Genomic DNA, 22,547 nt, shown 5'->3' on the forward strand with positions numbered 1-22,547 from the left:
CACAGCAGCTATTTTTTATGCTGAATTGAGTGAGATATGCAAGCCCTGTGGATGGTGTTGGCCGCGTTGATTTTTGCGGTCATGAGTGTGTGTGTGAAGTTTGCCTCCCAGGACTTCAATGCGGCGGAGATCGTGTTCTACCGCGGCCTGGTCAGCATGGCGCTGCTGGTCTGGCTGGCCAGGCGCAGCGGCGTGACGCTGACCACCCAGTACTCGCGCGAGCATGCCTGGCGCAGCTTTGTCGGCGTGATCTCCATGGGTGCCTGGTTCTACGCCATCGGCCATCTGCCGCTGGCCACGGCCACCACGCTCAACTCCATGAGCAGCATCTGGATGGCGGTGTTTCTCATCGCCCAGGGCCTGTGGATGCGCCACACGCTGCGCAAATCCTATGCGGCCGAGCCCGAAACCCGCCGCGCCATTCCGCCCTTTCCCTGGGGCCTGGTGTCCACGGTGGTGGCGGGCTTTGTCGGCGTGCTGCTGGTGCTGCGCCCGACCAGCGCCCCGGCCAGCGAATGGGTGGCCGCACTCGGCGGCCTGTTTGGCGGCATGTTTGCGGCCATGGCCTATATGCAGGTGACCACCCTGTCGCGCCTGGGCGAACCTGAAACCCGCGTGGTGTTCTATTTCTCGGTGGGATCGGCCATTGCCGGCGGCATCACCATGCTGTTCACCGGCATCTCGCCCTTCCCCGGCTGGAGCGCTCTGTGGCTGCTGCCCGTGGGCGTGCTGGCCGCCGTGGCCCAGGTCTGCATGACCAAAGCCTATGCCTCGGCCGGCAGCAAGAGCAACACCCTGGTCGTCGCCAATCTGCAGTACTCGGGCATTGTGTTTGCCGCCCTGCTCAGCCTGGTGCTGTTCGGCGAAAGCATCCCTCTGATCGGCTGGCTGGGCATTGTGCTCATCGTCGCCAGCGGAGCCGCAGCAACCGCCTTGCGCTCCAGGGGCTAGCCATGGCAGCGGTGCTTGGCGCCTTCGCCATGCACGTCAGCAGCCCCAGCCTGCCGCGCAGTCCACGCCGGATCTGCGCGGCTTGCCATATCCAAACAATGAAGCCTGCAGGGCTCAGGCGCTGCGACCCGATCGCATAATGGTCTGCATGCCGCAAGACTGCACGCCATGCCGTCTGCAGCCGTTCAATCTTTGGAGCAGCAAGCCATGAACCACTCGGCGCCCGAGCACTACAACACCCTGATTTCCGTCGAAGAACTGGCCCGGCTCAAGGCCAGCGGCAAGCCCTTGATGGTGTTTGACTGCAGCTTTGACCTCATGAATCCGCCTGCCGGCCGCGAGCAATATCTGCAGGTCCATATCGATGGCGCCCTGTTCGCCGATCTGGACAAAGACCTCAGCGCACCGCACGGAGCACCCGGCGAAGACGGCCAGGTCGCCACCAGCGTGCAATCGGCCTCCGGCGGCCGCCACCCCCTGCCCACGCGCGAGCGCTTTTCCGCCTGGCTGTCGTCCATAGGCTTTGCCAACAATATGCAGGCCGTGGTCTATGACCGCAACGCCGCCAATTACTGCGGTCGCCTGTGGTGGATGCTGCGCTGGGCCGGCCACGATGCCGTGGCGGTCCTCGATGGTGGACTGCAAGCCTGGCAGGCGGCCGGCCAGGCGGTGGGCAGCGGGGAAGAGCCCCGCCATTTCCAGTCCAACTTTGAACTGGGCCAGCCGCTGGAGACACTCAAGACCGTAGGCCAGGTCGAGGCCGACCTGGGCCAGGCCACCCAGACCCTCATTGATGCCCGGGCCCCGGCCCGCTACCGCGGCGAGGTCGAGCCCCTGGACCCCGTGGCAGGCCATATTCCGGGCGCGCTGAACCGCCCGTTCGGCAGCAATATCGCGGCCGATGGACGCTTCAAGCCCGCAGCGCTGCTCAAAGCCGAGTTTGATCAGTTGCTGGCCGGACGCGATCCCGCCAGCGTGGTGCACCAGTGCGGCAGCGGTGTCAGTGCCACGCCCAATGTGCTGGCCATGCGCATTGCCGGCTTTGCGCCCACAGCCTTGTTTGCCGGCAGCTGGAGCGAGTGGTGCAGCCAGCCCTCCCGCCCGGCCGAGCGAGGCTGAGCTGCCATATGCCGGTGTCGCGTCAGGCACCGGCTGTGAACAGGCACGCTCCCCCGCGTTTGCTGGGTTCACTCCCTGGGCCACGGACAGAGCGCACCGTGATCACCGTAGACAGGCGCAAGCGCGGTGCGGCGCGCTTGCTCAGCGCCAAGCCAGACCAGACCAGGCCCATTGCTTCTCGGCGCTCCGGGCCTTGGCGAAATGGCCGAGGCCCATGTCCGCACTCGCATGTCGATGCAGCTTGGCAACCCGGATCCGGGCCGCTATCACAGGAAATCCCAGCGGCCTTTTTTTCATAGGCGATCAGATACCGAATAAAAAGCCGCCTATTTGCTCGTTTGTCATCTTCCGGACAGATTCACAATACATGCACCAGTGGAATCCGGCCTGACGCAATGTCAGCCCCCACCCGGCACTCCGAGTCATCCCGAAGGACGGCAAGGCAGTAAGGGAAATCCTACATGCCTGCCTGTGAAACCAGACCGGCGATACCGACGCTCCCCGACTTCAGTTCGATCAGGGCTTGAAACACAATTCATTTCAACAGATCGAAACACTTTTAACGTCTTGTTTGTGTGCGCCGTGACGGTCTGTCGAGATTGAAAGGACTGGACCCATGAACAACGAACAACTGCTTGCCGAGATCCGCGAAGCCAACCTCACCTATCTGATGCTGGCCCAGACCCTGATCCGCCAGGACAAGGCCGAGGCCGTGTTCCGTCTGGGTCTGAACGAAGAGTCCTGCGACCTGCTGGGCTCGCTGTCTTCGGCCCAGGTGCTCAAGCTGGCATCGCGCAACACCTTGCTGGCCAGCTTCCGCGCCGACGACGAAATGGTCTGGAGCCTGCTGACCAACCACAGCAGCAACAAGATCGGCAATGCCGCCACCAATACGCTGCACGCCAACATCCTGATGGCCAGCCGTGTCTCCGAAGTGCTCTGAGCACCCGCTAGCGACTACCTGGTTTTAAGGAGAGATTGATGCCCGCCGCCAAGACTGCCACCAAAAGCGTTCTGAACGAATCCAAGCAAATCGAGCGCGCCGCCATGCTCATCGAGATGGGCGCCCGCATGCAGGTGCTGGAGTCCGAGACCACGCTGTCTTATGAACGCCTGATCCGGCTGTACAAGGAAATCTCGGGCAAGTCTCCGTCCAAGGGCCAGTTGCCGTTTTCCACGGACTGGTTTCTGACCTGGCAGGAAAATATCCACAGCTCGCTGTTCCTCAACATCTACGAATACCTGTCCAAGGGCGTGGAGCTGGACTCGGCCGAGCAACTGACCAAGGCCTACCGCCTCTATACCGAGCAGATCCAGGCGGCCGAACTCGAGGTGCTGCTGTCCTTTACCCGCGCCTGGCGCCTCGTGAAGTTTGTCGATGCGCAGATGCTGACGCGCACGCAATGCTCGGTCTGCAAGGGCCAGTTCGTGACCGAGCCCTACGAGAATGCGCGCCACTACCAGTGCGGCCTGTGCAACCCTCCCGCGCGCGCCGGCAAGAGCAAGGCCGCCGGGTCCTTAATGCTTCACTAACCCCCTGAGCGGCTGCGCCGCTTCCCCCTCTCTCTTCGGGATGGGGACGGCAGCCTCGCTGCGCGGCGGCGCTTGCTCGCTGCCTCTGGCCTGGAGCACGCCAGTTTTAAAGCTCAACTTTCATAGCTGGTAGCGCCATACAACAAAGGGTTTGAAGCATTTATTGGCCCCAAACCCTTTATGCGTTGGCGCATGCAGCTCCTAAAGATGCAGCCTATCTTCCGTGATCTGCTGCGGCGGCTTCAGCGTGTCCGGCCGTGATGGCCGAGAAACTGCGACAGCGCTTGCTGGATGGCTCGCCATGCAAGCGCGCTTGTTCGAGGACTCTTCAACTTCCATAGCTGACAGCGCCAAACAACAAAGGGTTTGAAGCATTTATCTGCTTCAAACCCTTTATTCATTGGCGACATAAGCTCCCAATTCAGGAGCTGCCATCAGCGACCTCAACCCGTGTTGCGCACTCCGGCGGCAATGCCGTTGATGGACAGGTGGATGCCGTTCTTGACCCTGTCGTCAGTCTGTCCCGCACGCCAGCGGCGCACCAGCTCTACCTGCAGGTGGTTCAGCGGATCGATATAGGGGAAGCGGTGGCGGATGGAGCGCGCCAGTGCGGAGTTGTGCTCCAGGCGCTGCTTGTCGCCCGTGATCTGGTTGAGCGCTTCCACCGTGCTCTGCCACTCGGCTTCGATCGCGCCGAAGATGCGGCGGCGCAAGCGCGTGTCGGTCACCAGCTCGCTGTAGCGCGAGGCCAGGTTCAGGTCGCTCTTGGCCAGCACCATGTCCATGTTCGAGAGCAAGGTGCGGAAGAACGGCCACTGGCGGTACATCTTCTGCAGCAGCGCCAGTTGCGCCTTGGCATCCTTGCCCGGACGGTGGATGAAGGCCTGGATCGCCGAGCCGAAACCGTACCAGCCTGGCAGCGTCAGCCGGCACTGGCCCCAGCTGAAGCCCCAGGGAATGGCGCGCAGGTCCTCGATGGCCTGAGTCGCCTTGCGCGATGCGGGGCGCGAGCCGATATTGAGTTCGGCGATCTCGCGAATCGGCGTGCTGCTGAAGAAGTAATTGGTAAAGCCCGGAGTCTCGTAGACCAGCGCGCGATAAGCCGCCATGCTGGTTTCGGACAGAAATGCAGCGGCTTCCAGGAAGGCCTTGGTCGCCGGCTTGGTCGGCTGCAGCAGCGTGGCCTCCAGCGTGGCGGCCACCAGGGTCTCCAGGTTGCGGCGTCCGATCTCGGGGTTGGCGTATTTGGAAGCGATGACCTCGCCCTGCTCGGTCAAGCGGATCTGACCGCGCACCGTGCCTGGCGGCTGCGCCAGAATGGCCTGGTAGCTGGGGCCGCCGCCACGCCCCACGGTGCCGCCGCGGCCGTGGAACATGCGCAGCCGGATGCCGTAGTGATCGGCCAGATCATCAAACAGATCGACCAGCGCAATCTCGGCCCGGTACAGCTCCCAGTTGCTGGTGAAGATGCCGCCGTCCTTGTTGCTGTCGCTGTAGCCCAGCATGATGTCCTGCTCGCCACCGCTTTTTCGGACCAGCTCGGCAATGCCGGGCAACTGGTAGTAGCGGCGCATGATGGGCGCGGCATTGCGCAGGTCCTCGATGGTCTCGAACAGCGGCACCACGATGAGATCACATTGCGCGCCGTCCTGCAGCGTGCCGCGCAGCAGGCCCACTTCCTTTTGCAGCAGCAGCACCTCGAGCAGATCGCTGACGGTCTCGGTGTGGCTGATGATGCAATGGCGAATCGCCTCGCTGCCCAGGCGCTCGCGCAGGCGCTTGGCGGTCTCGAAGATGGCCAGCTCGCTGCGCGTGTGGTCACCGTAGTCGGCACCCATCACGCGCAAGGGTCGTGCGTCTTCGAGCAGGCGCACCAGCAGCGCGCATTTGGCGTCTTCTTCGAGCAGGCTGTAATCGAGCTCGACCTTGGCGACCGAGAGCAGCTCGCGCACCACTTCCTCATGCTTGTCCGAACTTTGGCGCAGGTCCACCGTGGACAGATAGAAGCCAAAGACCCGCACGGCGCGCATCAGCGGGCGCAGGCGCTGCGGCGCCAGGGCATCGCCGTGATAGCGCGACAGCGAGTCGTCGATGATCTGCAGATCGGCCAGAAAGGCGTCGGCCGACGCATAGGCATTCTGGGGCGCCACGGCATGGCGTGCCGCCTCGCCGCCCGTCAGCTGCCTGAGCGTCGCGGCCAGCCGCGCATAAATGCCCGTCAGCGCCCGGCGATAAGGCTCGTCGCTACGGTGCACATTGTGGTCGGGCGAAGCATCGGCCAGTGCCTGCATCTCGGGCGTGATGTCCACCAGATTGGCCGACAGCGACAGCTCGCCACCCAGATAGTGCACCTCGCGCAGATAGTGGCGCAGAGCCACATCGGCCTGGCGCGACAGGGCCAGCTCCAGACTCTCGGCCGTCACAAAGGGGTTGCCGTCGCGATCACCGCCAATCCATTGACCCATGCGCAAAAAGCTCTGCTCGGGCAGCTTCTCGCCCAGCTCCTGCTCCAGCTGCTCGTAGATCTTGGGGATCTCCTGCAGGAACGTGGCCTCGTAATAGGACAGAGCGTTCTCGATCTCGTCGGCCACCGTCAGCTTGGAATGACGCAGCAGCCGCGTCTGCCACAGCTGGGCCACGCAGGCTCGCAGCTGCGCCTCCACCCGCGTCAGCTCGCGTGGGGTCAGCGCGTCCTTGGCGCTGTTGTAGAGCTGGGCGCGCATCAGGATATCGTCGCGCTCGGCCAGCAACTGGGCGATGCGGCGCTCGGCCGTCAGAATGCTCTGGCGCTGCACCTCGGTGGGGTGAGCCGTCAGCACGGGCGAGATGAAACTCTTGGCCAGCGTATCGACCACGGTGGCCGTCGAGATGCCCGCCCAGCGCAGGCGCGCCAGTGCCACCTCGATGCTGCCTTCCTGCGTGTTGCCGGCGCGCTCGTGCACGGCGCGGCGGCGGATGTGGTGGCGGTCTTCGGCCAGATTGGCCAGGTGCGAGAAGTAGGTGAAGGCGCGAATCACGCTCACCGTCTGATCGCTGGACAGTCCCTTGAGCAGCTTCTTGAGCGCCTTGTCGGCCGCCTCGTCGGCATCGCGCCTGAAGGCCACCGATAGCTGGCGCACCTGCTCGACCAGCTCGTAGGCCGGCCCGCCTTCCTGCTCGCGAATCACATCGCCCAGAATGCGCCCCAGCAGCCGTATGTCCTCGATCAGCGGCAAATCCTTGTCGGTCTTGCGCACCGGCTTGTCGCCATGTTTGTCTGTATGTGCGGCGCTCTTGGGGCGGGCGGAAGGCATGAACTATTCTCCTTGGGCACGGTGTAGGGCAACTTGCCATGCTAGCATTCCCCGTTACCCGCTTGAGACCGCGCCGTCATGAAATTTTCTGCATCCTCACCCACATCCATCGTCATTGCCACACGTGAGAGCCAGCTGGCCATGTGGCAGGCCGAGCATGTGCAGGCGATCTTGCGCGGCCGCGGCCACAGCGTCGATCTGCTGGGGATGACGACCAAGGGCGACCAGATTCTGGACCGAGCCCTGTCCAAGGTGGGTGGCAAGGGCCTGTTCGTCAAGGAGCTCGAAGTGGCTCTCGAGGAAGGGCGCGCCGATCTGGCCGTGCATTCCCTGAAGGATGTGCCCATGGAGCTGCCCGAGGGCTTTGTGCTGGCCTGCGTGATGACGCGCGAAGACCCGCGCGACGCCTTTGTCTCCAACCGCTATGCATCGCTGGACGAGCTGCCCCAGGGGGCCGTGGTCGGCACCTCCAGCCTGCGTCGCCAGGCCCTGCTGCAGGCGCTGCGCCCCGATCTCAGGATCGAGGCCCTGCGCGGCAATGTCAACACCCGCCTGCGCAAGCTCGACGAAGGTCAGTACGACGCCATCGTGCTCGCCGCCGCCGGCCTGATGCGCCTGGAGATGAGCGAGCGCATCCGCGCCAGGTTCGACCCGGCCCAGATGCTGCCCGCTGCCGGTCAGGGCGCGCTGGGCATTGAGGTGCGCGCGGATCGCCAGGACATCATCGACGCCCTGGCCCCGCTGGCCCATATGCCCACCTGGCTGACCGTGACCGCCGAGCGCGCCGTCAGCCGCTGCATGGGCGGCAGCTGCTCCATGCCGCTGGCCGCCTACGGCCGCTTTGAAGGCGACACCCTGCACATGGATGCGGCCTGGGGCGACATGGAGGGCAGCAAGGGCCTGGTGCGCGTGCAGGCCAGCGCCAGCGTCACGGACTTTGCCAGCGCCAACGCTCTGGGCGAGCAACTGGCCGCGCAGCTGCAAGCCGCGGGTGCCGTGCCTGCGGCGCCCAGGCAGGACTGAGCCGCGCCTGCCCATGCGCCGCGTTCTGGTCACCCGCCCCTTGCATGATGCAAAACCCTGGGTCGATGCGTTTCGCGCCCGCGGCCTGCTGGCCGAGGCCTTGCCGCTGATAGGCATAGGGCCCTGCACAGACCCGGCTGCACACCAGGCTCTGCTGAAGGCGCGACAGTTGGCGCTGAAACCCGGTCACTACCGGGCCGTGATGTTTGTCAGCGGCAATGCGGTGCAGTATTTTTTTGCCCAGGATCAAACTCCAGCGTTCGATGCTGAAGCGTTGCTAGCGCCTGATACCAGGGCGTGGACCCCCGGCCCGGGCACAGAGCGGGCCCTGCTAGAAGCAGGACTGGCCTCTCTCCAGATCGACGGCCCTTCGCCTGACGCAGCGCAGTTCGAGTCCGAAGCGCTTTGGCAGAACGTCCACGGCCAGGTTCGCCCTGGCGACCGCGTGCTGATCGTGCGCGGCACCAGCCCTGCGACCGCCCCCGTCGTCGGCAATGCCGGCATGCCAATCCCGTCCACACAAGGCGCAGGCCGTGACTGGCTGGCAGCCCGGCTGCGCGAAGCCGGAGCCGAGGTGGAACTGCTGGCCGTGTATGAGCGCCAGCTTCCTCCATGGACGGCGCAACAGCTGGATCTGGCCCGGCAAGCCGCCAGCGACGGCAGCCTGTGGCTGTTCAGCAGCTCGGAAGCTGTTGCCAACCTGCAACAGCTGCTGCCCCAGCAGCAATGGCACTCGGGGTTAGCGCTCACCACCCATGAACGCATTGCCAGCAAAGCACTTTCAGCAGGTTTCGGTCGGGTTTTGCACAGTCGCCCAAGTCTGGACGATGTGGTTGCGTCTATAGAATCGGCTCTATGAGCTCCGATGCCATCCCCACCTCCGACAACCAACCCTCAGCCTCCTCCCCCAGCCAGGACCCTTCCGCGCCCGCTCAGACCGGGCGTGGTGTCCCCACGGCTCTGGTGCTGACGCTGGGAGCGGTGGCTGCCGCAGCCCTGGTCGCCTGCGGCATGCTGTGGCAGCGCGTGGGCAATATGCAGGAGCAACTGGCGCGTCAGTCGGCGCAGTCCGGCGCGCAGTCGGTGGAGGCTCGTACCCTGGCCAAGGATGCTCAGGATCTGGCTCGCGACAGCGCAGCACGTGTCTCCGTGATGGAAGCGCGTGTGGCCGAACTCAGCCTGCAGCGCAACCAGCTTGAAGAACTGATGCAAAGCATGTCGCGCTCGCGCGATGAAAACCTCGTGGCTGATATCGAATCCTCGATACGCATGGCCCAGCAACAGGCTGAACTCTCAGGCAGCCTGCAGCCATTGGTGGCGAGCCTCAAATCAGCCAGAAAGCGCGTGGAAAGCACGGCCCAGCCGCGTCTGGCGCCCGTCGTGCGCGCCATTGATCTGGATCTGGACAAGCTCTCGCGCATGAGCGTGACGGACACCACAGGGGTGCTCAGCCGTATCGAGGACCTGATCCGTCAGGTGGACGACCTGGCTCTCATCAACGATGTGGGTCGCCCGCGTACGCGCAATGCTCAGCCCCGCAAGACGGTGGCCGCTCATGACACTCCCGAGGACGCCAGCCTCTCCCTCACTCAATGGGCCTGGTGGCAGGGCCAGGGTCAGCGGGTCTGGGACTCCTTCAAGGATGGCGCGGCCGATCTGGTGCGCGTGCGCCGCATCGATCACCCCGAGGTGGCCCTGCTGGCCCCCGAGCAGGGCTATTTCCTGCGCGAGAACCTCAAGCTGCAACTGCTCAATGCCCGTCTGGCCCTGCTGTCGCGCCAGTGGGAATCGGCACGCGCCGACCTGAGCGCTGCAGGCACCTTGCTCAACAAATACTTTGACGCACGCTCGCGGCGTACCCAGATCGCCCAGGCGCAGTTGCAGCAGATTCAGGCCAATCTGCATACGGGCGGACGCGTGGAGCTTGAAGACACGCTGAACGCTCTGACCACAGCGGCCGCCGGCCGCTAATCGAGGAGGACACAGAAATGCGCGCCGCCTTGTGGTTGATGGGTCTGTTTGCCGTGGCCGTGGCCATGGCACTGTTTGCCGGCAATAACCAGAGCTCGGTCACCTGGTTCTGGTCGCCCTACCGGGTGGACATGTCGCTGAACCTGGCCCTGGTTCTGCTCTTTCTGGCTTTTGTGCTGCTTTATGCCGCGCTGCGTGCCCTGGCAGTGCTGCTGCAGATGCCGCATCAGGCACGCCGCTGGCGCATGCAGCAAAAAGAGCGCGGCATGAACCAGAGCCTGCTCGAAGCGCTCTCGCATCTGCAGGCCGGCCGCTTTTTGCGCGCCCGCAAATCGGCTCTGGCCGCCCTGTCCACCGAGCAATCGCTGCGCGAAGCAAAGGCCGGCCTGCCTTATGGCGAACGCCTGAACGCAACAGCCCATCTGATCGCCGCCGATGCCTCCCACGCCCTGCAGGATGCAGCCTTGCGCGACAAGCACTGGCAACAGGCTCTGGACGTGCTGCCCATCCCCGGCAACACCCAGGACATGGAAATTCGCGAAGGCGCCCAGATGCGCGCAGCCCGCTGGGCACTGGACGACCGCGATGCCGCCGAATCGATTCGCCGCCTGGGCGAGTTGCCGCTGGGCGCAGGCCGCCGCACGATTGCCCTGCGCATCAAGCTCAAGGCAGCACGCCTGTCCGGCGACACGCAGGCGGCGCTCGACACCGCCCGTCTGCTGGCCAAGCACCGCGCCTTCTCTCCCGCGGCCTCGGCCAGCGTGGTGCGCGGCCTGTTGCTGGCCAGCATTCGCGACGCACGTGACACTTCGTCGCTGCAGCAGTTCTGGCTGTCGCTGGACGAAGACGAGCGCGCCATGCCCGAAGTGGCCATCCCTGCCACGGAACGCCTGATCGAGCTGGGTGGCGAAGCCCAGCAGGCACGCGCCTGGCTGCTGCCCGTGTGGGAGCATTTGCTGACCCAGCCAGGACCGCGCACGGAAACCCATCTGCCCAAGCTGGTGGAAGTGTTGCAGTCAAGCCTGGGCAAGCTGGATGGAGCCTGGCTGGCTCGCATGGAAGCCGCAGCCAATGCCAACCCGCGCGAGTCGCGCCTGCAATACCTGGCCGGCATGGCCTGCGTGCAGCGCGAGCTATGGGGCAAGGCCCAGCAGTTGCTGACCCGCGCCGCACCGCTGCTGCAGGACCCCCAGCTGCGCACGCGCGCCTGGCAGCGTCTGGCGCTAATGGCCGAGCACCGTGGCGATATGGAGGCCTCGGCCATCGCCTGGAAGCTCGCAGCCCAGGCCATGGTGGTGCTACCGGACAATCCGGCGCAGGACGAATAGGCGCGCTCCGACACGGCTTACAAGCAACAGGCAAGCCGCTACTGCGGCACTGAGTTGCGCGGACGCTGTGCGGCCAACTACCCTGCTCTCGCCGAGCGCAAAGCAAAAGGCCACGGCCGCCGCGGCAAGCCGCGAGCGACCGTGGCCTCAAGCCAGGTCTGGACTTACTTGCTGTGCTCTATGGTCTTCACATGCTCTGCCACCTGCGCGGCGGTCACGTCGCCAGGGCGGCCGCCCCAGGTCTGACGCATGTAGTTGACCAGGTCGGCCATCTCCTCGTTGCTGAGCTTGTCGGCATAGCCGGGCATGGTCTGCATGCGTTCGCCATGGGCCAGGTCACGCTCGTGCACGCCTTCGCGGATCACGCGAATCAGGTTGATGGGCGTGGGGAACATGGCCGTGGTGTTGGTGCTCATGGGCACCGACGAATGCGGCTGACCTTGGCCCTGCGCACCGTGGCAGCCCGCGCACAAGCCCAGGTACAGGTTCTCGCCCTTGACGCTGGTCTGCCCCTCGGCAGCCTTGAGCTTGGGCCCTGGCATCTCGCGGTTCTGGGTCAGATAGGCGGCCATGGCGCGCACATCGGCCTCCGCCATGCGCGAGGTGGAATGTTCGAGCACCGATGACATGCGGAAAGTCATCACCCCTTGCGGCGACAGTCCGGTGCGGAAGAACTTGACCAGATCGTCCTTGGTCCAGCCTCGCTCGCTCAGGGCATCGGGGGTCAGCGCCGGAGCGTAGGAACCTTCGATGGTATTGCCCTCAAGATAGCGCGAGCCATCCATGGCGAAGGTGGCCTTGGTGCGTGGGCTGTGGCATTCGGCACAGTGACCCAGCACATCCACCAGATACTTGCCGCGCACCAGTTCGTCCACCGACATGTCGAACTCCTTGACTGCGGGTCGATTGAGCGCATTCCACATGGCCACGGCAGGACGGATGCTGAACGGGAAATTCATCTCGCTAGGCTTGTTGGCGACTTCCACGGCCGGCTGCTTCATCAGCCACACCCACAGCGCATCGACATCGGCACGCGTGATCTGGTGGTAGCTGGCATAGGGCATGGCCGGATAGAGGTTCTTGCGGCCGGGCGCCATGCCGGCAGCCACTGCTCGGTACAGATCGTCGGCCGTCCAGCCGCCGATGCCGTGCTCCTTGGAAGGCGAGATATTGGTACCGTAAAGCGTGCCCATGGGGGTGACCATGGGCACGCCGCCCGCCAGTTCCGCCCCCGTGGCGGGCGAGCTGTGGCAGGCCGCACAGTCACCGCCGCGAAACACCTGCTCGCCGCGCTTGTAGAGCGCATCGAACTCCTGAGGACCCAGCTTGGCAAAGTCCACCGTGGCGGGCGGGACGTCGCCGCTTGCGCTGCCGTACAGATACATGCCTCCGGCCACGAGCACACCCAGCACGGCGGCTGCGCCCAGGCCCTTGATCCAGGTCTTAGCCATTGTTCACGACCTCCTTGCTGCGCTTGCCCGTGGTCAGGCCCGGCGTCTTCAGGATCACGTCGCGCACGGCGTTGTAGTAGCGCACATAGCCGGTGCAACGGCAGATATGGGGCTCCAGCTGCTCCTCGATGGCTTTTTCCACCTCATCGGCGGGTACCGGCTGCTTCTGGAGCTTTTCCACCAGCACGGTGGCCGAGTTCACGAAACCGGGCGTGCAGTAGCCGCACTGGAAGGAGTAGTGCTCTAGAAAGGCCTTCTGCACCGGCGAGGGATGGACCACGCCCTTGTCGTCCACCGAGGCAATGCCTTCCACGGTACGAATGGTCTTGCCGTTGAGCCAGGTCACGCCGGTCACACAGGCGGGCACGGTGATCGAGCCTTTTTCCGGATCGTCGACGATGATGGTGCAGGCGCGGCACACGCCCTGGCCGCAGCCCAGGCGCGTGCCGTTCATGCCCGCGTACTCCTGCAGGAACTCGATCATCATCAGGTCCTTGGGAACGTCGACGGGGCCTACCTGTTTGCGATTGATGGTGGCGGAAAATTGAATACGGTCCTGCATCACAGTGCCTCTTTGATTTTGTCGGGGGTCACGGGGGTCGCATGGAAGCGCTTGCCCGTGGCATGGGCGATGGCGTTGACGCAGGCGGCGACCACCGGGATCATCACCACCTCGGCCATGCCCTTGGGCGGATCGGTGCGCGACAGCGGAGGCAGCACCACGCCCTCAGCCTTCCACACGGCCACTTCGCTGGCGCGCGGCACGTGGTAGCGGTTCAGGCTCCACTGGCCGTTGCCGGGGCCGGTCTCATGGCGCGGCAGGTCTTCGTACAGCGCATGTCCAATACCCATGGCCACACCGCCCTGGATCTGGCCTGAGACCAGCTCGGGCACGATTTGCGCGCCGCATTCCAGCCAGGTCTTGTGCGAGAGGAGGTTCACCTTGCCCGTACCCGGGGACACGGACAGCTCCACCATGGTGGCGCAGGGCGCGTAGTACACCGTGCCCGCATTGGTGCGCTGCACCGGCGGGTAATAGACCTTGTCGCGTGCGATGAAGGCATAGCCGCCGGATTTCATCGCGGCCTTCTTGGCCTCGCCAGCTCCCTTGCCGTACTGCACGGACAGGGCGTCGATCATGGCCTGGAACTTCCTGCCCTCGACCGTGAAGTCGGCCTTGGCCCAGGCCCAGCGGTTAAAGGCGTGCACGCACACGCCGGTCACGATGCCGAGCTCGTGCGCGCGCTCGGCCAGGCGCTCCAGGCTCAACGGCTCCAGGCCCTCGGCCACGAGCATGCGATCGCGCCACTCCAGCATGTCTTCGGTGACGGTGCTGGGCAGCATCTGCCCCCCTCCCTCCTTGCCGGACCAGATTGACTGGGCTGCAGGCCACAGGCAGAGCTTGAGCAGCAACTGCGCCGCCTGTTGTGTGGCGTGGCGGAAGTAGTAGGCCGAGTTCGAGGCCGATACCGGCGACACTAGGCGCGGCACCCAGCTTGGGTCCCTGGCCAGCTCATCCTCCTTGGCCTGGGGCGTGGTATAGGGCTCGTCCTTGGTATGCAGCGGCAGGTTGTCCCAGTGGTTCACCGCGAAGTCCACGTCGTCCGCCGGGCGCCCCAGAAAGGGCTCGACCGCCACCAGCTGTGCCGTGGTGCTGCCGGTGCCGATCTCGGTGGCGATGTGGCGCATCTTGATGCGGCCCTCGGGCGTGATCTCCAGCTGCGCAATCGAGGCTTCTGCCCCCGTGCCGAAGTCCTTTTGCACGGCACCAAAGCCTATGCCGTAGCGCAGGCCGGGGTTGGCTGCCTCGAAGTCGGCCTTGCGCTTGGCGCGCTCGGTCCACATCGGGTCCTTGGCGGCCATGTCGAGGATCTCGCCAATGCGCAGATGACCCGAAGGCGAGGCGCCCTGGGTGTTCTTCATGCTGCTCTTGAGCACATTGCGCCGGCGCAGTTCGATGGCATCGAGGCCGATCTCCTGGGCGATCTCGTCGACCAGCATCTCTGTATAGGCCATGGATTGCACCGTGCCGTAGCCGCGCATGGAGCCGGCCGTGACGCCGATGGAGGGGTACACCTCGGTCGACAGGTCGCTCTCGGGGAAGTAGTAAATGGATTGCGCCGCCGTCACTGCCACCGTGCCCACCGAGGGGCTGAAGTTGGTCACGCCGCCGCCGTCGCCCACCATGTGGCAGGTCAGCGCGTGGAACTTGCCGTCCTTGTCCACCGAGATCGCTGTCTCCACGTCGAAGGGATGGCGCTTGAGGGCGAACTGGAAGTGCTTCCAGCGGTCCAGCGCCAGCCGCACCGGGCGGCCCTGGGCGTACAGCGACGCCAGTGCCACGTAGAACGGGAAGGGATGGTGCTCCTTCTGGCCGTAGCCCACGGTGTAGGAGCTGATGTAGTCGAGCTGGTTCAGCGGCAGCTTGCTGTCCTTGAGCATGTGCATCACATGCTCGGCCGTGCCATAGGGCGCCTGGCTCGCGGCCACCATGTGCAGCGCACCGCTGCCCTGCTCATACCAGGCCAGGCCGTTTTCCATTTCCATGGCCACGTGCTCGATGGACTGGCTGTAGTACTTGCGTGCAAACGCGCGCAAACCGTCCCTGGGTTGTTTCATCTCGGCCTGGATGCGGGCCGACTCGCCCATCAGCGCGCCGAAGGCAGGGTGGCTGCTGTCAGGCCAGTGCACGCCTTTTTCATCGAGTTGAGGCCAGATGACGGTGTTCTTCATGGGCGAGAACCTGTCCTCGCCATAGCCGTCCTCGCCTTGCACGCGTACGTAGCGCGCGGCCACATAGGGCGCGCGCGGCGGCTGGGCCGCCTCGGCTCCGAAGCGGAAGATCGCGTCATTGAAGCGCAGGCGCAGGTTGGCCACGCGGAACTTCTCGTAGTCGTGCCAGATGGCCACGGCCACGGGGTGGCCCAGCATGGGAGAGACCTGACCCTTCTTGACGAAGAACTCGCCATAGAAGCCCGGCTCGGGCATTCCAACGCCGTCGGCGGCGATGGACTCGGCGTCGATCAGCACATCAGGCTGGTAGTCGCTGCCCAGCACCGACAGATCCAGGCCTTCGTAGATGCGGTCGGCGCGCGGGATATGGATGGTCAGCGCGTGCGACTGCTGCGCAGGCCAGCCCTGCATGTCCCTGGCGCGCAGGTCGATGGCAAAGACCTTCTGCCCGGTGACCTTGGCCATGCCGTCGCGGCGGTAGTTGAGCGTGTTGCCATTGATCCAGTGGGTCTCCTGACCGCTGGCGGGCGTTATCAATTCCGCAAGTGCGTCTTTGACCGGGCGCACACTCGCAATCACGCCCATGGCGGCGGCAGCCTTCAGAAAACTGCGCCGATTCAAGTCCAGTTTGGACACGGTTCCAACTCCTTGCTGCAATGCGCACAGCAACAGCAAGGACTGGCGTGGGCACATCGCTAGATGACTATGTATTCCCGAACGTTGTATGCGTCCGAGAGTCAAAAAGCAGGTGATAACGGCTGCAGTTGTTGTCGGCATTTCTGCCCACATATCGCCAGCCTTGGCCGTCCGCCACGCTTTGGTCTTTTAAAAGACTAAGAGGCGCGGAGTATAAAAACAGCGGCCTGCATGATTTCTCGCCACCCAAATTCACAAGTTAAATACTCGGAAAATTGATACTCATCAATACCGACTTCCTTCATTAGTGCTTGTCGTGCAAAACGGCATGCGCCCACTTCGCTGTGCATCGAATGTTCGATGACCTTGCTGAAGCCAGCGCTTTTTGGTTCGGACATTCAGCTTTTTTGAATCGAGCCCTCAATCCTGCTGAACCTTTTTGCATTCTCCGCTTCATACACTGCATATCAATTTCAGCAGGCCTCCAGCGCCCGCGACCCGCACTTTCTGATTGCAGTTTCCATGAACTCGAGCTCCCGCTATACCGGTACCGCCATCGCCCTGCACTGGGTTCTGGCCTTGGCACTGATCGGCATCTTCGCCTTTGGCCTCTATATGACAGGCCTGCCTTTCTCGCCCACACGCCTCAAGTACTTCAACTGGCACAAATGGGCCGGCATGACGATTCTGATCCTGTCCGTGCTGCGCCTGGTCTGGCGCATCACCCACCGACCACCGGAGCTGCCCGAAGCCGTCACCCGCACCATGCCAGGCTGGCAGCGCATGGCCCACCACGGCGTGCATCACCTGATGTATGCGCTGTTCTTTGCCATCCCGCTGGTGGGCTGGATGTACAGCTCGGCAGCAGGATTTCCCATCGTGCTGTTCGGACAATTGCCCCTGCCTGACCTGGTGAGCAAGAGCCCCGAGCTGGCCGAAGCGCTCAAACCCTGGCATGGCTATCTGGCCTATGCGCTGGCAGCCCTGGTGGTGATGCATATCGCTGCCGTCATCAAGCATCAGATTATTGACCGCGACGGACTGCTGTCACGCATGGTTCCGGGCCAATAGTCCCCCCCTGAGCGGCGTTGCCGGGGCGGCCCCGCCGCTTCCCCCCAGGGGGACAACAGCTTTGCTGCGCGGCGGCGCTTGCTTGCTGTCTCGCTCCTTCAAGCCGTACCGGCTTTTGAGTTTTTTGTATGTTCATCACAAGGAGTTTTTGATGAAAGTCCTTTTTTCCTCTGCACTGATTGCAGCCGCTTTCCTGGGCAACACGGCACAGGCCGCTCAAGCCCTGGTGCCCGCACAGAGCGCCGTCAACTTTGAAGCCAAGCAGATGGGCGTGCCGCTCAAGGGGCACTTCAAGAAGTTCGACGCCCAGATTGCCTTCGACGCCGCCAAGCCCGAGAGCAGCAAGATCCATTTCACGGTCGATACTGGCAGCGCCACCATGGGCGCCAAGGAAACCGATGCCGAACTGCCCAAGGCAGACTGGTTCAACGTTGCCAAATTCCCTCAGGCCACTTTTGACTCCAGTGCCGTCAAGGCTCTGGGCGGTGGCAAGTTCCAGGTGGACGGCACGCTGACCATCAAGGGCAATGCACAGAAGGTGAGCCTGCCCGTGACGCTGACCCAGTCCGGCGCCACCACCACGGCCGCCGGCACGCTGGCGCTCAAGCGTCTGAACTTCAAGATAGGCGATGGCGACTGGAAGGACACATCCATGGTGGCCGACGAGGTCAATGTGCAATTCAAGCTGGCTCTGACTGGCGTCGGCAAGCTCTAAGCGTTTTTCGGCTCCAGCGCTTGATAGGCAAGCGCTGAAAGCTCATGTTTTGATAGTTCCAATCCCTGAAGGAGTATTCACCATGCGTTCCACTCTGTTCGCTCTGGCCGCTGCGTCCCTGTTTGCCACCGCTGTCCAGGCGGCACCAGCCACTTACGCCATCGACCCCACACACACGTTTGCGACTTTCGAGATCGATCACTTTGGCGCCTCCACCAACCGTGCCCGCTTTGACAAGAAGAGCGGCAACGTGCAGTTCGACAAGGCAGGCAAGACCGGCAAGGTCGAAGTGACTCTGGACATGACTTCGGTGAACTCCGGCACGCCCTCCTTCAACAAGCATCTGCAAAGCGCCGACATCTTCAACGTGGAAAAATTCCCCGAAGCCAAGTTTGTCTCCGACAAGTTCGTGTTTGACGGCGACAAGCTCAAGGAAGTGACCGGCCAGCTGACCCTACTGGGCAAGACCGCCCCCATCACCGTCAAGGCCAACAAGTTCACCTGCTACGAAAGCCCCATGCTGCAAAAGCGTGAAGTCTGCGGCGGCGACTTCGAGGCCACCATCGACCGCACCCAGTGGGGCGTGAACTACGGCATTCCCTACGGCTTCCCCAAGGAAGTGCGCCTGGTCCTGCAGATCGAAGCCGTGAAGCAGTAATCCAGGTCCGCAAAGGCTCTCGAGTGAAGCCCTTTGCGGGCTCTCTCTTTGGCCCGGCCCGTGCAAGCGGTCCGGGCTTTTTTGCGTCTGCGGCATGCTTCAGACACAAATCCCTTTCATTAAAAAATTTACTTTAGGTTAATTGATTACGAATAGTAGAATAATCTCACTCACACAATTGAAGGAGACATCGCATGAGCCAAGCCGCCCCTACCCCGGTTTACTCCCAGCCCCGGCGTGCGGACATGAGCCAGCTGCCCGCACCTGCAGCCGTGCAGCAGTTGCACCACTACGCCTACAAGGCCAAGGATGCAGAAGAGACTCGTCACTTCTACGAGGACATTCTTGGCCTGCCGCTCTACCACATCATCCAGAGCGACTACGTCCCCTCCACGGGCGAGTACTGCCCCTACACCCATTTCTTCTTCCGCCTCAAGGACGGCTCCTTCATCGCCTTCTTCGACATTGGCGACGACGAAGCGGCCCTGCCCTCACCCAACACTCCGATCTGGATCAATCACATCTCCTTCCGCGTGGACTCCGTGCAGGAGCTGGAAAACACCAAGGCCCGCCTGCAGGCCTGCGGCGTGGAAGTGCTGGGCGTGACCGATCACCACATCTTCAAGAGCATTTACTTCTTCGACCCCAACGGCATCCGCCTGGAGCTGACGGCCCAGCTGGCCGACGAGCTGCAGATGCTTAAGGAAAGCAAGACCGCCCATGCACGCCTGGACGAGTGGACGGCCCGCAAGGAGCAGTGGCGCAAGGAACGTGCCGAGGGCAAGTCCAGCGCTCCCCTCAAGCCGCAGAACAACGACCGGCCGGAGTTTGTTCCTGGTAAGTAACATCCCCTGAGCGGCTACGCCGCTTCCCCCAAGGGGGACGACGCCCTCGCTGCGGGGCGGTTGGGGCCGCCCAGGCCTTGCTCGACGTCTCTGGCGTGGTACATCAAGCGAAGTCTCGCTAATTGAATAGCTACAAGCGCTTGATAAATAAGCGCAAGAGGGCGAAATAAGACCTACCGCGCTCATCATCGGATCGGATCGCTAAAATCATTGGCAATCCGTCCTTATCTTTCATGCAGACGGCATCCCTTTTCAGGATGCCGTTTTCATTTCCAGAGTTCTTGTACCGCAGCCATGAGCGACACCATTCAACAGCCCGGCCTCGACAGCCTCTCCAAGTCTTTTGAACCTGCCTCCATCGAAGCCCATTGGGGCCCTGAGTGGGAAAAGCGCGGCTACGGCAATGCCGGCTATCGCGGCACAGGCAAGCCCGGTACCGAAGCTACCGCTGCAGGCAACAACTTCTCCATCCAGTTGCCCCCACCCAATGTGACAGGTACGCTGCACATGGGCCATGCGTTCAACCAGACCATCATGGACTCGCTGACACGCTACCACCGCATGAAGGGCTACAACACGGCCTGGATTCCCGGAACCGACCACGCAGGCATCGCTACCCAGATCGTGGTGGAGCGCCAGTTGCAGACTCAGGGCGTGAGCCGCTATGACCTGGGCCGCGACGAGTTCACCAAAAAGGTCTGGGAGTGGAAGGAAAAGTCTGGCGACACCATCACCACCCAGATGCGCCGCATGGGCGACACCGTGGACTGGAGCCGCGAATACTTCACCATGGACGACAAGCTGTCCAAGGTGGTGACCGAGACCTTTGTGAAGCTGTACCAGCAAGGCCTGATCTACCGCGGCAAGCGCCTGGTGAACTGGGACCCAGTGCTGCAGTCGGCAGTCTCCGACCTGGAAGTCGAGAACCAGGAAAAGGATGGTTCGCTCTGGCACATCGCCTACCCGCTGACCAGCGGCGAAGGTAATCTGGTGGTCGCAACCACCCGCCCCGAAACCATGCTGGGCGACGTGGCCGTGATGGTCCACCCCGAAGACGAGCGCTATCGCGCCCTGATCGGCCAGACCGTGACCCTGCCTCTGGTGGGCCGCCAGATCCCCATCATCGCCGACGAATACGTGGACCGCGAATTCGGCACCGGCGTGGTGAAGGTGACGCCTGCGCATGACCAGAACGACTATCAGGTGGGCCAGCGCCACAAGCTGCCCATGATCTGCGTGCTGACGCTGACCGCCAAGATCAACGACGAAGCACCTGAAAAATACCGCGGCATGGACCGCTTCGTGGCCCGCAAGGCCATCGTGGCCGACCTGGAAGAGCTGGGCCTGATGGTCGAGATCAAGAAGCACAAGCTGATGGTGCCCATCTGCGACCGTACCGGCCAGGTGATCGAACCCATGCTGACCGACCAGTGGTTCATCGCCATGAGCAAGGTCAGCGACCAGGACCCGAGCGGCAAGTCCATCGCCCAGAAGGCCATCGACGCCGTCGCTTCCGGTGAAGTTCAGTTTGTGCCCGAGAACTGGGTCAACACTTACAACCAGTGGATGAACAACATCCAGGACTGGTGCATCTCGCGCCAGCTGTGGTGGGGCCACCAGATTCCTGCCTGGTATGACGAAGAAGGCAATATCTACGTTGCCAAGAACGAAGCCGAAGCCCAGGCACAAGCTGACAAGGTTTCCCCTGGCAAGAAGCTGACCCGCGATGCCGACGTGCTGGACACCTGGTACTCCTCCGCCATGGTGCCTTTCAGCACCATGGGCTGGCCCGATCAGGGCCACGCGGCCGATGACGACTTCAACCTCTACCTGCCCTCCTCGGTACTGGTGACGGGCTACGACATCATTTTCTTCTGGGTCGCCCGCATGATCATGATGACCACGCACTTCACGGGTCGCGTGCCGTTCAAGCATGTCTACATCCACGGCCTGGTGCGCGATGCGCAAGGCAAGAAGATGAGCAAGTCCGAAGGCAATGTGCTGGACCCCGTGGATCTGATCGACGGCATCTCGCTGGAGCCGCTGCTGGAAAAGCGCACCACCGGCCTGCGCAAGCCCGAGACCGCTCCTCAGGTGCGCAAGAACACTCAAAAGGAATTCCCCGAAGGCATCCCCGCCTACGGAGCGGACGCACTGCGCTTCACCTTTGCGGCCCTGGCATCGCTGGGCCGCAGCATCAACTTCGACAGCAAGCGCTGCGAGGGCTACCGCAACTTCTGCAACAAGCTCTGGAATGCTTCGCGCTTTGTGCTGATGAACTGCGAAGGCCATGACTGCGGCCTGGCACCCCACACCAAGGAGCAGTGCCAACCGGGCGGCGAGTTCGCTGGCTATATGCACTTCAGCCAGCCCGACCGCTGGATCAGCTCGCAGCTGCAAAAGGTCGAGGCAGAAGTGGCCAAGGGCTTTGCCGAGTTCCGCCTCGACAACGTGGCCAATGCCATTTACGACTTCGTCTGGAACGAGTTCTGCGACTGGTATCTGGAAATCGCCAAGGTGCAGATCCAGACCGGCAACGAGGCCCAGCAGCGCGCCACGCGCCGCACGCTGATCCGTACGCTGGAGGCGATTCTGCGCTTGGCCCACCCCATCATCCCGTTCGTGACCGAAGAGCTATGGCAGCAGGTCGCCCCCGTGGCCGGACTCAAGGGCGAGTCCATCGCCGTGGCACGCTACCCCGAAGCACAGCCGGAGAAGATCGACGAAGCCTCTATCGCCTACGTGGGCCGCATCAAGCAGATGGTGGATGCCTGCCGCGCGCTGCGTGGCGAGATGGGCGTGTCGCCCGCTCAACGCCTGCCGTTGCTCACCGTGGCCGGCAATGCCGAGGACTCGGCATTTATGCGCGCCAATGCCGACGTGCTCAAGAACCTGGCCAAGCTCAGCGAAGTCAAGGTGTTCGATGACGAAGCCGCATGGGCCACCGCCGCACAGACTGCTCCGGTCAACGTCCTGGGCGACATCCGCATGGCTTTGTTTGTCGAAATCGACGTTGCAGCCGAGAAGGCCCGCCTGTCCAAGGAAGCCAAGCGCCTCGAAGGCGAGATCGTCAAGGCCAACGGCAAGCTGAGCAACGAGGCCTTCTGCGCCAAGGCTCCTGCCGCAGTGCTGGAACAGGAGCGCAAGCGCCTGGCCGACTTCGGCGCGACACTGACACGCATCAACGAGCAGCTCGCTCGTCTGGGCTAAACCCCGCTAA

At 63.3% G+C, this 22,547-nt stretch carries 18 protein-coding genes; 13 read left to right on the plus strand and 5 right to left on the minus strand.

The annotated features are described in order from the left end of the window. Window positions 1-36 precede the first annotated feature (36 nt). The 4 genes from AAIL67_RS18725 to flhC all read left to right on the plus strand — a co-directional run bounded on the left by AAIL67_RS18725 (window position 37) and on the right by flhC (window position 3,603). The gene (locus tag AAIL67_RS18725; RefSeq protein ID WP_034352862.1) at window positions 37-951 is read left to right on the plus strand and encodes a DMT family transporter; all 915 of its coding nucleotides are present in this window, start codon (window positions 37-39) and stop codon (window positions 949-951) included. Between the two features lie 207 nt (window positions 952-1,158). Further along, window positions 1,159-2,070, plus strand: a complete 912-nt coding sequence (locus tag AAIL67_RS18730) for a sulfurtransferase (RefSeq protein WP_034409699.1) — start codon at window positions 1,159-1,161, stop codon at window positions 2,068-2,070. Between the two features lie 616 nt (window positions 2,071-2,686). Then, complete coding sequence (gene flhD, locus AAIL67_RS18735) at window positions 2,687-3,013, plus strand: flagellar transcriptional regulator FlhD (protein WP_003069145.1); 327 nt, start codon at window positions 2,687-2,689, stop codon at window positions 3,011-3,013. A 38-nt stretch (window positions 3,014-3,051) separates the two neighbouring features. After that, complete coding sequence (gene flhC / locus AAIL67_RS18740) at window positions 3,052-3,603, plus strand: flagellar transcriptional regulator FlhC (protein WP_003052834.1); 552 nt, start codon at window positions 3,052-3,054, stop codon at window positions 3,601-3,603. A 443-nt stretch (window positions 3,604-4,046) separates the two neighbouring features. Here the strand turns inward: flhC and ppc are convergent, their stop codons facing one another. After that, window positions 4,047-6,896 (minus strand): phosphoenolpyruvate carboxylase, encoded by a 2,850-nt coding sequence (gene ppc / locus AAIL67_RS18745; protein WP_034380173.1) that lies wholly within the window; start codon window positions 6,894-6,896, stop codon window positions 4,047-4,049. A 78-nt stretch (window positions 6,897-6,974) separates the two neighbouring features. Between ppc and hemC the strand changes: the two genes are divergently transcribed. From hemC to AAIL67_RS18765, 4 genes are read left to right on the plus strand one after another with little or no spacing between them, the layout of a single operon-like run. Further along, window positions 6,975-7,919 carry a hydroxymethylbilane synthase gene (gene hemC, locus AAIL67_RS18750; RefSeq protein ID WP_054075193.1) on the plus strand — a complete coding sequence of 315 codons (945 nt, stop codon included), beginning with the start codon at window positions 6,975-6,977 and terminating at the stop codon, window positions 7,917-7,919. 13 nt (window positions 7,920-7,932) lie between these two features. After that, the gene (locus AAIL67_RS18755) at window positions 7,933-8,778 is read left to right on the plus strand and encodes a uroporphyrinogen-III synthase (protein ID WP_034409511.1); all 846 of its coding nucleotides are present in this window, start codon (window positions 7,933-7,935) and stop codon (window positions 8,776-8,778) included. Further along, window positions 8,775-9,890: a uroporphyrinogen-III C-methyltransferase gene (locus AAIL67_RS18760; RefSeq protein WP_034409514.1), complete on the plus strand. Its 1,116-nt coding sequence runs from the start codon at window positions 8,775-8,777 to the stop codon at window positions 9,888-9,890. Before AAIL67_RS18755 ends, AAIL67_RS18760 begins: the two co-directional genes overlap by 4 nt. Before the next feature lie 17 nt (window positions 9,891-9,907). Beyond that, entirely contained in the window at window positions 9,908-11,218 is a 1,311-nt protein-coding gene (locus AAIL67_RS18765; protein ID WP_034409517.1) for a heme biosynthesis HemY N-terminal domain-containing protein, read from the plus strand. A gap of 164 nt (window positions 11,219-11,382) precedes the next feature. On the opposite strand, the gene AAIL67_RS18770 is transcribed toward AAIL67_RS18765, so the two are convergent. The 4 genes from AAIL67_RS18770 to AAIL67_RS18785 all read right to left on the minus strand — a co-directional run bounded on the left by AAIL67_RS18770 (window position 11,383) and on the right by AAIL67_RS18785 (window position 16,436). Further along, window positions 11,383-12,669: a cytochrome c gene (locus tag AAIL67_RS18770; protein ID WP_343484561.1), complete on the minus strand. Its 1,287-nt coding sequence runs from the start codon at window positions 12,667-12,669 to the stop codon at window positions 11,383-11,385. Continuing rightward, window positions 12,662-13,231, minus strand: a complete 570-nt coding sequence (locus tag AAIL67_RS18775) for a (2Fe-2S)-binding protein (protein ID WP_003069132.1) — start codon at window positions 13,229-13,231, stop codon at window positions 12,662-12,664. Before AAIL67_RS18775 ends, AAIL67_RS18770 begins: the two co-directional genes overlap by 8 nt. Then, window positions 13,231-16,038, minus strand: a complete 2,808-nt coding sequence (locus AAIL67_RS18780; RefSeq protein ID WP_343484562.1) for a molybdopterin cofactor-binding domain-containing protein — start codon at window positions 16,036-16,038, stop codon at window positions 13,231-13,233. Before AAIL67_RS18780 ends, AAIL67_RS18775 begins: the two co-directional genes overlap by 1 nt. A 197-nt stretch (window positions 16,039-16,235) precedes the next feature. Continuing rightward, a complete protein-coding gene (locus AAIL67_RS18785; RefSeq protein ID WP_034352884.1) occupies window positions 16,236-16,436 on the minus strand; it encodes a hypothetical protein in 201 nt (66 codons plus the stop codon). 124 nt (window positions 16,437-16,560) lie between these two features. Here AAIL67_RS18785 and AAIL67_RS18790 point away from each other — a divergent pair, with 124 nt between their 5' ends. The 5 genes from AAIL67_RS18790 (at window position 16,561) to AAIL67_RS18810 (ending at window position 22,537) form a co-directional block, all read left to right on the plus strand. Further along, window positions 16,561-17,109 (plus strand): cytochrome b, encoded by a 549-nt coding sequence (locus AAIL67_RS18790; protein ID WP_045839915.1) that lies wholly within the window; start codon window positions 16,561-16,563, stop codon window positions 17,107-17,109. 151 nt (window positions 17,110-17,260) lie between these two features. Next, window positions 17,261-17,824, plus strand: a complete 564-nt coding sequence (locus AAIL67_RS18795) for a YceI family protein (protein WP_003069127.1) — start codon at window positions 17,261-17,263, stop codon at window positions 17,822-17,824. An 82-nt stretch (window positions 17,825-17,906) separates the two neighbouring features. Continuing rightward, window positions 17,907-18,482, plus strand: a complete 576-nt coding sequence (locus AAIL67_RS18800; protein WP_343484563.1) for a YceI family protein — start codon at window positions 17,907-17,909, stop codon at window positions 18,480-18,482. A gap of 194 nt (window positions 18,483-18,676) precedes the next feature. Further along, window positions 18,677-19,327, plus strand: a complete 651-nt coding sequence (locus AAIL67_RS18805; RefSeq protein WP_003069123.1) for a VOC family protein — start codon at window positions 18,677-18,679, stop codon at window positions 19,325-19,327. 294 nt (window positions 19,328-19,621) lie between these two features. Continuing rightward, window positions 19,622-22,537, plus strand: coding sequence for a valine--tRNA ligase (locus AAIL67_RS18810; protein WP_063664030.1), 2,916 nt, complete (start codon window positions 19,622-19,624; stop codon window positions 22,535-22,537). Window positions 22,538-22,547 lie beyond the last annotated feature (10 nt).

The sequence above is a fragment of the Comamonas sp. A7-5 genome (assembly GCF_039581385.1).
In the GTDB taxonomy this organism is placed as follows: Bacteria; Pseudomonadota; Gammaproteobacteria; order Burkholderiales; family Burkholderiaceae_C; genus Comamonas; species Comamonas thiooxydans.

What these genes read in the sequence shown, in the direction of transcription:
- AAIL67_RS18725 (WP_034352862.1), top strand. Translation starts at nt 37, where the DNA reads ATGCAAGCCCTGTGGATGGTGTTGGCCGCGTTGATTTTTGCGGTCATG.
- AAIL67_RS18730 (WP_034409699.1), top strand. Translation starts at nt 1,159, where the DNA reads ATGAACCACTCGGCGCCCGAGCACTACAACACCCTGATTTCCGTCGAA.
- flhD (WP_003069145.1), top strand. Translation starts at nt 2,687, where the DNA reads ATGAACAACGAACAACTGCTTGCCGAGATCCGCGAAGCCAACCTCACC.
- flhC (WP_003052834.1), top strand. Translation starts at nt 3,052, where the DNA reads ATGCCCGCCGCCAAGACTGCCACCAAAAGCGTTCTGAACGAATCCAAG.
- ppc (WP_034380173.1), bottom strand. Translation starts at nt 6,896, where the DNA reads ATGCCTTCCGCCCGCCCCAAGAGCGCCGCACATACAGACAAACATGGC.
- hemC (WP_054075193.1), top strand. Translation starts at nt 6,975, where the DNA reads ATGAAATTTTCTGCATCCTCACCCACATCCATCGTCATTGCCACACGT.
- AAIL67_RS18755 (WP_034409511.1), top strand. Translation starts at nt 7,933, where the DNA reads ATGCGCCGCGTTCTGGTCACCCGCCCCTTGCATGATGCAAAACCCTGG.
- AAIL67_RS18760 (WP_034409514.1), top strand. Translation starts at nt 8,775, where the DNA reads ATGAGCTCCGATGCCATCCCCACCTCCGACAACCAACCCTCAGCCTCC.
- AAIL67_RS18765 (WP_034409517.1), top strand. Translation starts at nt 9,908, where the DNA reads ATGCGCGCCGCCTTGTGGTTGATGGGTCTGTTTGCCGTGGCCGTGGCC.
- AAIL67_RS18770 (WP_343484561.1), bottom strand. Translation starts at nt 12,669, where the DNA reads ATGGCTAAGACCTGGATCAAGGGCCTGGGCGCAGCCGCCGTGCTGGGT.
- AAIL67_RS18775 (WP_003069132.1), bottom strand. Translation starts at nt 13,231, where the DNA reads ATGCAGGACCGTATTCAATTTTCCGCCACCATCAATCGCAAACAGGTA.
- AAIL67_RS18785 (WP_034352884.1), bottom strand. Translation starts at nt 16,436, where the DNA reads ATGTCCGAACCAAAAAGCGCTGGCTTCAGCAAGGTCATCGAACATTCG.
- AAIL67_RS18790 (WP_045839915.1), top strand. Translation starts at nt 16,561, where the DNA reads ATGAACTCGAGCTCCCGCTATACCGGTACCGCCATCGCCCTGCACTGG.
- AAIL67_RS18795 (WP_003069127.1), top strand. Translation starts at nt 17,261, where the DNA reads ATGAAAGTCCTTTTTTCCTCTGCACTGATTGCAGCCGCTTTCCTGGGC.
- AAIL67_RS18800 (WP_343484563.1), top strand. Translation starts at nt 17,907, where the DNA reads ATGCGTTCCACTCTGTTCGCTCTGGCCGCTGCGTCCCTGTTTGCCACC.
- AAIL67_RS18805 (WP_003069123.1), top strand. Translation starts at nt 18,677, where the DNA reads ATGAGCCAAGCCGCCCCTACCCCGGTTTACTCCCAGCCCCGGCGTGCG.
- AAIL67_RS18810 (WP_063664030.1), top strand. Translation starts at nt 19,622, where the DNA reads ATGAGCGACACCATTCAACAGCCCGGCCTCGACAGCCTCTCCAAGTCT.